The organism is Methylobacterium sp. Leaf88 (assembly GCF_001422795.1).
In the GTDB taxonomy this organism is placed as follows: Bacteria; Pseudomonadota; Alphaproteobacteria; order Rhizobiales; family Beijerinckiaceae; genus Methylobacterium.
Genome location: NZ_LMMK01000016.1, coordinates 1 through 12,747, shown reverse-complemented (window position 1 = coordinate 12,747; position 12,747 = coordinate 1). Strand labels below are relative to the sequence as shown.

Here is a 12,747-nt window from a genome sequence, read left to right as displayed (position 1 = left end):
CAGCCATCGCATCCTCCTCAGGCTCCAAACCCAGGAATGAATCACGACCGAGATGCCGACGCTACCCCGCGTGAGTCCTGCTCAGCGAGGCTTGGTATGAGTGCATTCCTTGCGGGGGGCGCACCTCCGGAAGCGAGACGCTGGAGTCGAGGCAATCCTCAGGTCAATGACCCTAAAATTGCTAATGATCCTCGGATCGTCGACGACGTGACGGCCGTCGCGAACGCCAACATGGCCGATCAAGATCACGGGCCTATCGTGTTCGTCGAGGCTTTTCGGCTACACACCCCGAACCGAAGCTCTCGGGCCGCCGGTGAATGGCCCGTTTTCGGGATCCGCTGACGGCGGATCCTACTGATCACATGGGTGGATATCTGCCGGTCCGCTTTCGGGTACCGAGTTGAGAAAGCCGACGCTTGCGTCGGAGACATCGATAGGTGGCTGGCAATCCACCGGGTCGACCCGCCGAGCGAGGATGCGATCCGGCGCGTCCGCCACGACTGCAACAACGGCTATGGCGGCTCCGGCTTGGGTTGTGTTCGATGCCGAGGGCCGCCTCCTCGCCCAGCACAGCGCCTTCCTGTCCATGAACTCGCGCCGCGCCTTCGACATCGAGTACCATTAAGGCTCGGCGCTGCTGTTCGAGGGCGGGCTGAAGGAAGCCATCCGCGCTCGTCTCGCCGCCGATCCGAGCGTCCGCTGAACGGCGGACGCGGCGGACGGCGTGACCGTTAGGGTGGGCCGGCGCCGCCCGCGCGGGGGCCGAACGGCCCCTCCTGGTCCCCCGCCCGCGGAGGCGGCGGGTGCGCCTGCGAGTCGCTCCCAGATGGCGGGGGCGGGCTCGCCCACCAGTCCCGGAGGATCCGCTCGGCGGCCAGCGCCGGAGAGATGCGCGAGGTGTCGAGGAGGGGAAGACCGAGCTCGTCCGCCAGGCGCCGGTAGGTCTCGATCCGCTCAACGCTCATGCGCGCGCGGGCCTGGGCATCCCCGCGCGCGACCAGGCGGGCCACCGTCGTTGGCCGATCCGCCCAGCACATGACCGTGCGGGGGTGGGGTGCCCAGCCGGCCCGGTAGGCCGGCGACAGGAGCTGCGACGCGGTGAACCAGTGCCGATCGAAGACCACCGGGCCGTCGGGGGCCTGCTGCAGGGCCAGCGCTACGGCGGCATGCGCGACGTCGTCGGCCAGGGCATGCGCGCCCCGCTCGGCGAGGAGGACCATGAGGCCGCCGATCCGGCCGCCGAAGGGATCGAGCACCGTCGCGCCAATCCGTCCGGCGACTTCCCGGGCGATGCTGGACTTGCCGGAGCCGTCGAGCCCGTCGAGGACGAGGGCGATGCGCCCGGCCTGCGCGGCCTTCTCCTGCGCGCGGCTTCGCGTCGAGGGATGGAGGCGGCCCTCGCGGCGTCCATGCTCGAGGTAGTGCAGCAGGCCCTGCCACGGGCGCCCGAATAGGGCCGCGAGATCTGCGTGCAGGCGAAGGTATCCGGCGGCGTCGAAATCGTCCGGTGCCGGACCGTGTTCGGCCACGAGCGCGGCGATGCGCGCCGTGGCCCAGGCCGGAGCGGTCCCATCCGCGAGCCCGCCGCGGATCGCCGCCAGGAGTTCGGCCGTATAGGCCTCCCAGGTAAGGTCGCGGATGCGGGCGCGCCCGGCACGGGCGCATCGCGCGGCGCGTTCGGGATCGGTCCGCACGGCTTCGACGGCCGCCGCGATGGCGGGACCCGTGGCGATCTCGATCACCCGCGCGGTAATGTCGTGCTCGGCGAAGGCCAGGGTGCCGTGCGGCGTGGTGACGAGGGGCGTTCCGCTGGCCATGGCTTCGGCGGCCGGGTTGCACCAGCCCGCCTGCAACTCGACGCTGCAGAACACGTCGAGGCCGGCGTAGAACGCGGCCAGCGCCTCGCCGAACAAGGCACCGTGCCGAACGATCCGGCCCGATGCCAGGAGGTCGTCCGGAGGCGCCGGCTCGCGCGGGTCGGGACGGCCGAACCAGTGCAGCTCCCACGCGGCGCCGAGCGCGCGAAGGGCGTCCAAGAGGGCTGCCGGATTCTTGTTCGCGATGGCGCCGAGACGATATCGCCCGGTGCGCGGCGGCCGGGCGACGGGCGGCGCGAACAGGGTTGAGTCGACCCCGCCGACGACCCGGCGGAACGGCCGGCCAAACGCGGCGAGATCCGCCTCCGGCCAATGCGCGTTGTTGACGACGATCAGGTCGGGCTCAAAGGCCTGCGTCACGCGCTGATAGGCTTCACGGCGGCCGGGACCGTTCAGGAAATGTTGGACGCGCAGGCCCAGGCGAGGGTCTCGCAGGCTCGCGAGGCGCGCCACGATGGCATCGGGAAAGCCGCCGCCTGGGACCATGACGGCGTCCCAGGTCTCCTCCAGCGCCGCCGCGCGCGACAGGTGCCGGAGCGTGCTCGCGAAGCCGGCCGGCCGATCGTCGACGCCCTCGCCGAGGCACAGGAAGGCGAGTTCGCCGCCCCAACGCGCCAGCACCTGCCCGACGCGCTCGAACCGCATCAGGCCTCCGGTCAGGGCCAGATGATCGCAGGCAACCAGGAGGCGCATCGCGCTAGGTCCGCTTCCACGGGACGAGGCCCCGGACGGCCCGGCCGAGGCGGATGGCCGGGCCGGGGGGCCTGGGCGGCGGCCCCGCGAGACGGGCCTCGGCTGCGGCCAGCGCGGCCTCCAGGCGCTCCGCCTCGCGATCCCGTTCCGCCGCATAGACGATGACGCGGTCGGTCTGCGCCTGCGCCGAGTCACGGGCGTCGACGAGCGCGGCGCGCTCGCTCCGCAGCCCAGCGACCTCGTCCGCCAGGGTCGTCGCGCGCAGGAGCAGCTGCGAGCGGGACAGGGGATGGGTGGCCGCGAGCCACGCGAAGTTGCGCTTCGGGTCATGCCCGCCCACGACTCGCTGGAAACGGGCCTCGCGGTCGAGGCGCTCGGCGATCCCGGCATCGGAGAGGCCGTCTCCGAGCGGTTCGGTGCACGCGCGCAGCAAGGTCAGGAAGGTCGGGTCGAGCCCCGGTGCGGGACAGCCCCGAATCGGCGTGGTGAGGAAGGTGTCGACGAGACCGCGCACGAGCAGGTGCCCGAGGTCGAGGGGCGCGTCGAGCGTCCATTCCAGGTCGATGAAGGTGGCCTCCCCTCCATGAACCAGCAGGTTGCGCGGGATGGCATCGAAGGCATGACCGGGCAGGAGCGTGGCGGCATCCGGCGACCGGCCGCCCGGATCGGCCTCCGGAAACGCGGCCAGGACGGCGGTGATCCAGCGTTCGGCCCAGGTCGCCACGTCGGACTCGGTCCAGCCGTCGCGGGCCAGCACCGCCTCGAGGGCCTCGGGCCAGGGCTGGCCGGGCGCGAGGGCCTCGGACGGGAATCGATTGGTGACGCCGGCCACGCAGCGCGGCAATCCGGGCCGGCGCGGCACGCGCCGAACCTCCGGTGGACCCTCCGCCCGGGTCAGGATCGTGGCGACCTTGTTGAATTCCGGCCGCCGTTCGTGGCCGATCTGCAGGGCGAGGCGCTCCTCCGCCGGGAGCCCGACGGCCGAGGCCAGGACGAGCGCGGACGGCGCATGGTCCGCTAGTCCGCCGGCCTCTGCGATGCGCCGCCAAGCGCGGCGTTCGCCGGAGGCGTCCCCCGCCAGGGCCGCGGCATCCAGCCCGGACCCGAGAGCCAGGCCGCGTTCGAACAGGACGGTGCGGGCGCCGCGATGGTCCGGAAACGGATACCACCAGTGCTGGTGCGGGAATCCGGCCGCCTCCAGGGCTCGGCGCAGGCAGGCCCAGGCGCCCGGCCCGCCGCCCGGATCTCGGGATCCGTGCTGCCCCGCGGCGGAGGCGCCGCGTCCCGGCGGCTTCGTCCCCAGCGCCAGGATCAGCCGTCCGTCCCGCCGCAGGCTTCGCCGCAGCGCACGCAGCGCAAGCGGGACGGCCTCGTCGGCCGGGGCGAAGAGATCGAAGGCTAGGATCGTATCATAGGCGGGGGGGCCGTCGACCGGGTCGGCCTCCGGCGGCCGCCGCGCGTGGGCAGTCAGCGATCCGGCCAGCGCCGCGGCATGGGCGTGGAGGCTCGGCGCCACCGATCCGAGCAGGAGAACGTCTCCGGACACAGCCTCCGCGACCGGCAGGAGGATATTGGCTGCCGTGAGGGTGCCCGGGCCGCCCGTCCCGGCAACGCCGCCCGCTCCCTGCGCACCGGACCCGCTTCCGATTGCCGAATTCTCCCGATCGTCTTGCCGAAAAGCAATACCGCTCTTACTCATCTTTCCCGATTACGTTGTCGACACTCGTTTACATAGACAGCTTTCGAAAAATAAGTTATTGCTTTTCTAAGACGGAAGTCAAACCCTCGCAACGCCACACGCCGATCGACGGAATAAATGAATTTCGCATCTCACATTTATCCGGATACGATCGAAGTTCTCGTAACTGGCACGACATCTGATGCGGTCAATATCAATCCTGCCATCAGAACTTACCTTGTCGAAGGACTGAGCGAGCGCTTGGGAGGCGCCGCAGTCGGGCAGGCGCCCCTAGAGCTCGCCTGCGAGAGGGTGCGTCGCCTGCGTCCGAAGCTGGTGGTCGCCGTCGGCAGCCTCGTGCCGGATGCGGCCGGCCTCGGTGCCTTGCGCCGATCCGTCGACGCCGTGGGAGCCCAGCTCGCCTTCTGGCTGACCGAGGATCCCTACGAGTTCGACTACGCGTTCAAGGCGGAGCTCCTGGCCGACATCGTCCTCTCTAACGACAGCTGGGCGGTCCATCACTACCGGCACGGGTCGGTGCACCACCTGCCGCTGGCCGCGTCCCCGACGCGGCACCTGCGTCCCATCCACCCGAGCCTGCCGCGCGACATCGCGATCTTCTTCTGCGGCGTCGCCTATCCGAACCGGGTCGCGCTCCTCCGGCGGGCGGACGATCTGCTGTCCCGCCACCCGGTGGAGATTCTCGGCTGCGACTGGCCGGCCGACTTGCGTTGCGCGCACAACCGACGCCTGACCGCGGACGAGATGGCCGACCACGCCGCCGCCGCCTGGCTGACGCTGAACATCGGCCGCGATCTCGACATCGCAAACCGGCGCTTCGCCCTGCCGCAGGCGACGCCGGGACCGCGCACCTTCGAGGTGGCGCTGTCGGGCTCGACGCAACTCTACTTCGCGACCGGTCTGGAGATCTGCGACGCCTTCGAGCCGGACGAGGAGATTCTACTCGTCGACGGCTCCCGCGACATCGCCCGGGCCCTCGAGCGGATTCGGGACGAGCCGGCCGCGATCCTCGCCATCGCTGAGCGGGCGCAGCGGCGCGCTCTGAGAGATCACACCTATGCGTGCCGTGCCGGGCGCATCCTCGAACTCTGCGGCCTCCCGGCCCGCCCCGCGCCGGAGAACCTGGAAGATCTGCTTGCCGTGCCCCGTCCGGAGCCGCGCGGATCGGCGCGCGCATGACGGATCTCTCGATCCTGCTCCTCGATACCGAGCCGCGGACGCACAACCACTACATCGTCCTGGCCATCGCGGACGCGCTGCGGCGCCACCCCGGCGTGGCGCGCGTCGTGGTCGCGCATCACGGCGACGCCCTCGCGACCTTCCTGGCGGAGGGGCTTGACACGGTCCTGGCCTTCGGCGGCGCCCGGATGCAGGCGCCCCTGCTCGGCCGGCTCGCGCGCCTGGCCCGCCTCAGCATCCTGTGGACCACCGAGGATCCCTACGAGCGTGCGTCCAACGTCCGCTTCTCCGACTGCTTCGACATCGTCTTCACCAACGACCGCGGAAGCGTCGCCGCCTACGAGGGCCGCGCCGTCCACCTGCCTCTGGCCGCGAGCCCGCTCTTCCAAAATTTCGCGGTCGGCGCGGACGACCGCCATTACCGCTACGACCTGCTCTTCGTCGGGACCGCCTGGCCCAACCGGGTCGCGAGCCTGAACACGATCCTGGGGCTCCTGCCCGCCGACCTGCGGGTCAAGATCGCCCTGCCCTGGAACGTCCATATCGGGCCGCCCGACCTGCATGACCGCTCCCTCGCCACGGATTGGCGCTGCGGCAATCTCGACTTCGCACGCTTGGCCAACCGCAGCCGCGTCGTCCTCACCCTGCCGCGCGTCTTCTCCGGCAGCGCCGCCGAGCAGGCGGCCGGATCGACCCCGCCCCCGCGCCTGTTCGAGACCGCTCTCGCCGGCGGCTTCCAGGTTATGGTGTCGCCCGAGCCGGAGGTGCGGGACTATTATGCCGCCGGCACGGAATTCCAGCTCTGCACGGACGACGCGCAGGCCGCAGAGACCATCGCCCGCATGCTGTCGGTCCCCGAGGAACGGCTCGCCCAGGCCCGCGCCGCGCGCGCCCGGACGCTGGCCGAGCACCTCTACGACCATCGCATCGCCACGATGCTGGAGCGGGCCGTCCCCGACCGGCGCACGGCCTCCGCCCGCGGCGAGCGCCCCCCCGCCTCGGCCCCGCGCAGGACCGTGCTCATCCTCACGCACAACCGCCTGGGCCATCGCGAGGGCGGCGGCGTCGAGGTCTACCAGGAGGCCCTCGCCGGGCTCGGCGACCGCTACGACTTGCTCTTCCTGTTTCCGGTCTTCCGCGGCGAGACCTGGGAGATGCGCCTCGAAGGCCCCGGTGTCGCGCTCAACCTGCCCGGCGGGGCCGTCGGCCTGCCCCGGCTCACCGACCCGAACGTTGAGGGGCAGTTCGCCCGCATCCTGTTCGAGCATCGGGTGGACCTGCTGCACATCCACCATCTGCTGCATTGGCCCTTGAGCCTGCCGCTCATCGCGCGCGCCTGCGGCGTTCCGGTGGTCCAGCACCTCCACGACCATTACCTGATCTGCGAGCGCTGGCTCCTGCTCGACCACAACGGCCGCTTCTGCGACGTCGTTCATCGCGGCCGGGAGCAATGCGACGCGTGCCTCGCCGCCAGCCACAACTATCCCGCCGGCGCCAAGGCGCGCCGGGATGCGTTCCTGGGGCAGGTGGTCGGCGCGGTGGACGCCTTCGTGACGAGCACCCCGGCCACCGGTGCCTACCTGCGGGCCTTCCATCCGCAGATCGCCCCCGACCGCGTCGTCGAGATCGCGATGCTGGTCCCGACGCCGGCCGCCGCACCCCCCGAGGCACCTCCCGCGGCGGAGGCCCCCGCATCCCTCGTGGTCGCGGTGATCGGCAACTTCACCCACCACAAGGGCGGGGACGACGTGATCGAGCTGATCCGCACCTGCGAGGGCTATCCCATCCGGTTCCGGATCCACGGCCAGGTCAGCCCCCACCATGCGGGCCGCCTGCGCGGCCTGCCGGCGGAGCGCGTGACGGTCCACGGCCCCTACGAGCAGCGCGGCATCGTCGCCCAGCTGCAGGGGTGCGACGTCTCCCTCCACCTCTCGACCTGGCCCGAGACCTTCCTCATCGCACTCACGGAGGCCTGGCAGGCCGGCCTCGTGCCCATCGTCAGCGACCTCGGCGCGCCCGCCGAACGGGTCCGCGACGGGATCGATGGCTTCCGGGTGCCGCCGCATGATCCCGGCGCGGTCCGGGCGAAGCTCCTGGCCCTCCTCTTCGACCGGGAGCAGCTCGCGGCGATGCGCACCACCATCCGGCGCAAGGCCTTCCCGTCGGTGGACGCGCATCTCGACGCTCTGCACCGGCTGTATGCCGGCCTGATCGCGCAGCGGCCCTGCCCGCACGAGCGGGTCCCGAACCGGCGCCCGGGCGCCTACGACCTGTCCCTCGACGACCTCGCGCTTCAGGTGAACGCGCCGTCCTGGGTCAGCAACGACATCCTCTGGGACCGGAGCCGTCTCTCGGATGGCGGCGGCTTCCCCGAGACCTTCCCGGCGGTCGCCCACATCGACGCCCTGCCGGAGGCGGACGCGGCCAAGCCCGCCCTGGAACGTCCGCTGAGCCATCCGGCCCTCGCCTGGGCCATCGACGCCCTCTGGACCGATCAGCGCCGGCGCCTGGATCGCAGCGGGAACGCCGTCGTGTTCCAGAGCCTCTCCCTGCGCGGCTGGATGCACCTGTCGGAGAGCCGGGGACCCTACCGGACCTATCTGCGCTTCAGCGACGGCACGAGCACGTCCTACGCCCCCCTTGCGACCGAGAGCCGGCAGGACGTGCTGGACCATCTACGGACCCTCGCGGCGCGGGACGCGGGCTTCGCCGGACAGGTCGACCTCGCGGGTCTGAGTTTCGGAAGTCACGCGGTGGACCTGATCCAGGTGACGGCGACCCACCGGATCGTCACCCGCGGGCTGCTGCGGATCTTCGCCGCGAGCGATCTCGGCGCGGCGCGGGCGGGCCACTTCCGGGCGGCGCAGGGGGCCGGCCCGGACTGGGAGACTCCGCGCAGAGGCGTGCCCCGGCGGATCCGGCAGAGCCTGCCCAATTGCGACGGCGTGCTCGTCGGTTCGGCCGCGGAGGTCTGGGCCTTCGAGGCCTGCCTGCCCGACGTCCCAGCGGAGGCGGTCCAGGTCTGGCTCCAGAGGTCCGATGGCGCGACGCTCCGGCTCGACGCGGACGCGCATGCCGCCTCGGACGGAACACTCCGCTTCGTCGCGGCGCTGAATGGCCTGCGGCCGGACCCCTACGAGGTCCTCCTGCGCACCGGCCGCGGGACCGGCCCGGCGATCGCGCTGCCCGACCGGCTTCAGGTCCGCGAGGGGCACGGGCGCTGTCGGGACACCGAGACCCTCCCCGCGGCCTTCCGGCGGCGTTTCATCAAGGTGATCCGCCGGGCGCCGAACCTCAACGCGGTCGCGCTCACCGCCGAGGACGACGTCCGGTCCATCCGGTGCCAGGGCTGGGCGTTCCTGCGCGGGCTCGGCTCCGCCCTGTGCGTGGTGGCGCGCTGGGAGGAGAACGGGCGAAGCCGGATCTGCATCGGCGCGCCTCTCGAACGGCCGGACATCGAGGCGCATCTCGGGACCGCGCTGGCACGCTCCGCCGGCTTCGACCTCATGATCCCCGTCCAGGCCGTCACCAGCGGGCGCGTCCAATTCTATCAGTGCTACCGCTGGCGCACGGTCGAGTTCGCGGGCTTCCGCGAAGCCCTGATCCCGGCGCTCGATGGGACCTGACATGGGAGCCGTCCCGATGGCCGCCGCCGACCGCGCGCTTCGACGTGTCGGGGGGGGCCGCCGGCCTGACCGCAGAATGCCAGATCGTCCTGCCGTTCTTTCCGAAAGACCATTCCAAGATTACTTGACTTTCCCGAGCCCGCGTGATGCCGATGTCTTGCTGCGAAGTCGATGTGATATTTTTGTTTCTTGGGATCGATTCTTTGTAGATCACGTGGATTACATTTGACTCGCACACTCCGTAGAGTTTTTTGCTCGCTTAGCCGGTAAAAAAACGGTATGAGAGAATCAAAACTCTGGTGAGTGAATCGATGGCAGGCCTAGGCTTGACGTTGCGCCGTTCGTTGCTTCTGACTGTTCCGGCCTGGTCTGTCCTCGTCTCTGAGGCGAGCGCCGATTGCCAACCGGGGACACCGACGAGCGGCCAGACCATTGCCTGCTTCGGGACGTCGACGGGGTACGTCGCGCCCGCAGCCGCCACGGGCCTGACCGTGACCGTCGCTCCCGGCGCGACGGTCACGCCGGTTCAGACGAGTGGCGGCGCCAATCCCAGCTTCACCAACATTCGTGTCGTCGGCGGCAGCCTCGTCAACAACGCGGGCACGATCACGAATCCGGCCGGCCAGGCGCGCGACAATTTCGGCGTCAACCTCGCGGGCGACCTCTCGACCTTGAACAATACCGGCACGATCAGCCTCGTCGCACCTGCGGGGAACGCCACGACCCGGCTCTATGGCGCCTATTCGAGCGCACCCAACGGCGCCCAATACGCCAGCACGACCGTGACCAATGGCGGCACGATCAGCGTCGTCCAGAACGGAAACGGCATCGCGCGCGGAATCTACTCGGGCGAGAACACGACGCTCTTCACGATCACCAACACGGGCCTCATCAGCGCCACCCGGGCCCCGACCGCAACCGCCACCACCGCGCTCGTCGCGGGCGTCGATTCCGACGACGACACCGACCGCCTGGTGGTGAACAACGCGGCCGGCGGGCGCATCACGGCGACGGGGGTCAACACCCGCGCGATCAACGGGCGCGCGGCCGATCTCGTGATCAACAACAGCGGCACGATCCAGAACACCACGGCCGGAGAGGCGGCGATCGCCACCTACGCGCTGAACGCCGGGAACGCGGGCGATGCCACGACGCCGCGCGCCTACAGCACCACCCTCACAAACACCGCCACCGGCGTCGTCTCGGGCGATATCCGGCTGTTCGATCAAGATCTCCAGACTGGCGCCACCCTGGTGAACCTGCGCCGCTCCGGCACCGTCGCCAACGCCGGAACGATCACCGGCACGGTCGCCTTCGGTGGCGGCAACGCGGTGGTGACCAACACGGGCCGGATCGGCGGGAGCATCAGCTTCCTCGACGTCGCCGGAACCGTGAACGCGGTCAGCCTCGGCACCGGCTCCAGTATCGGCGGCAACATCACCGCCCGGGGCCTCGGCACCAACACCCTCACGCTCTCCGGCACCGGGACCCTCATGGGGGCGGTGACCGGCTTCACGAGCCTGACCCAGGCCGGCGGCGCCTGGACGACGGGCGCCGGCTCCACGCAGGCGCTGTCCGGAAACCTCACCGTGGCGGGCGGAACCCTGACCCTCGGGGCCGGCTCTACCCAGACCGTCGGCGGCGTCGTGCAGGTCACGGGCTCGGGGGGCCAGCTCACCGTCGCCAACGCCCTCACGAACAAGGCCGTCAACCTGTCGGGCTCGAACACGACGGTGGTCAATCTCGGCACGATCACCGGAACCGGGGCCGCGGGGCGCACCAACACGGCGGCCAACCGGGTCTACGGCGCACTCGCCAACTCGACGGGGGCCGATTTCAGCAACGTCGCGGTGGTGAATCAGGGCACCATCGCGGTGACGGAGAACGGCATCGGCGTCTCCCGCGGCATCTATGCCGGCGAGAACATCGCCTCGATGTCGGTGGTCAACGCGGGCACCATCTCGGCGACCCGGGCCTCGACCAGCACCGGCACCGCCGCGGTGGCGGCCATCGATTCCGACGACGACGTGGCGTCCCTCACCGTGACCAACCAGGCCGGGGGCCGGATCTCGGCCACCGGCACCGGAACGCGCGCGATCCAGGGCCGTGCGCAGAGCTTCACCATCGCCAATGCGGGCACGATCGCGGGGCCGGCCGGCGGGCAGGCGATCGTGGTCTAAGGCAACGGCACCGCGACGCTCACCAACGCGGCCACGGGGACGATCGGCGGCGACGTCCGCTTCACCGATTCTGACCCGCAGGTCGCCACCAGCACCGCGCGGCGCAACAGCAGCACCACCAATGCCGGGCGCATCGACAGCAGCCTGCTCTACGGCATGGGCAGCCACGCCCTCGCGAACACCGGTACGATCACCGGCGGCATCACCCTGAACGACGTCGCCGCCAGCCGGAACACCATCACCCTCGGCACCGGCTCGGTGATCCAGGGCAACATCGTCGCGCAGGGCCGCGGCCGCAACGCCCTCGTCCTGACCGGGGCCGGCACCCTCGCGAGCAACGTCTCGGGCTTCACCACCCTCTCGGCGCAGGGCGATGCCTACACCCTGGCCGCCGGCACCACCCAGAGCTTCTCGGGCGGTGCGACGGTCGCCGGCGGATCCCTCATGGTGAATTCGACGCTCAATGCCGACACGCAAGTCGCCGCCGGCGGGACGCTCCTCGGAACCGGGCGCATCGGCGGCACGCTGACCAATGGCGGGACCGTCGCGCCCGGCAACGCCACGGCGGCCTACGGGACCCTCTCGGTTTCGGGCGCCTTCGCCCAGACCGCCGGGGCGACGCTCAGCACGGCCGTCGCGGCGACCGGCGAGGCCGCCCGCCTCAGCGTCGACGGCACCGCGACGCTCGCGGGCACGGCCAGCCTCGTTCAAGCCGACGGTCAGTACCGTCCGGGCACGCGCTACACCCTCGTGACGGCCCAGGGCGGCATCACCGGGGGCTTCAGCGCCGTGACCACCAGCAATGCCCTGCCGACGCTGATCCGTGCCGTGGCCTCGAGCGATGCCACCAACGCCTACGTCACGCTGGCCCAGCAGAGCTTCGGCCTCGTGGCGCGGACGCAGAACCAGGCCAGTGCCGCCCGGGGCCTCGATGCGGCCCTCGCCGGCAATACGGGCGCCTTGACCACCCTCGACTACCAGAGCGACGGCGCCAACGCGGCGCTGCTCGACCGCGTGGCCGGCCAGGGCTACGCATCCGTCGCCGATCCGCAGCTGCGGGCCGGCCGGGCCTTCGCGGACCAGCTCGTCCAGCGCGGCTACACCGCCATCTTCGAACCGGGCCAGGACGGCTTCACCCTGCCGCCCGCCGTCTACGCCGCCGACCTGCCGCAGCGTCGGTCGGTGCCGGAGGCGCGCTTCGTCCCGACGAACCGCGGCTACGGCGTCTGGGCCACGGGCTACGGTCAGTTCGGCACGGTGGACGGCACCGCGAACGCGGCCGGTCGCACCGAGACCATCGCGGGCTTTGCGGGTGGCATCGACGCCCACACCCAGCCCGGAACGGTGCTCGGCATCGCGGCGGGCTACGGCTCGGTCGATGTCGGCCTGTCGCGCACCGGCGAGCGGGCGCACACGGACAACGCACAGATTGGGATTGCCCCGGTTTGGTGGACACCGACAACGCTTTCGCGTGAGGTGTTTATCCGATGCCC

Annotated in this window: 6 protein-coding genes and 1 pseudogene; 5 read left to right on the top strand and 2 right to left on the bottom strand. The window is 71.0% G+C overall.

Going from position 1 to position 12,747, the window contains the following annotated elements; genetic code table 11:
- Positions 1-447 precede the first annotated feature (447 nt).
- A pseudogene (locus ASF20_RS23280) lies at positions 448-622 on the top strand (serine protease); the annotation flags it as partial.
- 109 nt (positions 623-731) lie between these two features.
- On the opposite strand, the gene ASF20_RS11160 reads toward ASF20_RS23280, so the two are convergent.
- Both ASF20_RS11160 and ASF20_RS11155 read right to left on the bottom strand, forming a co-directional pair.
- Positions 732-2,570 (bottom strand): glycosyltransferase, encoded by a 1,839-nt coding sequence (locus ASF20_RS11160; RefSeq protein WP_082501290.1) that lies wholly within the window; start codon positions 2,568-2,570, stop codon positions 732-734.
- 4 nt (positions 2,571-2,574) lie between these two features.
- Positions 2,575-4,116, bottom strand: a complete 1,542-nt coding sequence (locus ASF20_RS11155) for a hypothetical protein (RefSeq protein WP_056274169.1) — start codon at positions 4,114-4,116, stop codon at positions 2,575-2,577.
- A gap of 444 nt (positions 4,117-4,560) precedes the next feature.
- On the opposite strand from ASF20_RS11155, the gene ASF20_RS11150 reads away from it, so the two are divergent.
- The 4 genes from ASF20_RS11150 to ASF20_RS11135 all read left to right on the top strand — a co-directional run.
- Positions 4,561-5,448, top strand: coding sequence for a glycosyltransferase (locus tag ASF20_RS11150; RefSeq protein ID WP_244476398.1), 888 nt, complete (start codon positions 4,561-4,563; stop codon positions 5,446-5,448).
- Positions 5,445-9,074, top strand: a complete 3,630-nt coding sequence (locus ASF20_RS11145; protein WP_056274167.1) for a glycosyltransferase — start codon at positions 5,445-5,447, stop codon at positions 9,072-9,074. Before ASF20_RS11150 ends, ASF20_RS11145 begins: the two co-directional genes overlap by 4 nt.
- Before the next feature lie 491 nt (positions 9,075-9,565).
- A complete protein-coding gene (locus tag ASF20_RS11140) occupies positions 9,566-11,254 on the top strand; it encodes an S-layer family protein (RefSeq protein ID WP_056274164.1) in 1,689 nt (562 codons plus the stop codon).
- Between the two features lie 156 nt (positions 11,255-11,410).
- A partial coding sequence (locus ASF20_RS11135; protein WP_156648035.1) for an autotransporter domain-containing protein occupies positions 11,411-12,747 on the top strand: 1,337 nt, incomplete at its 3' end.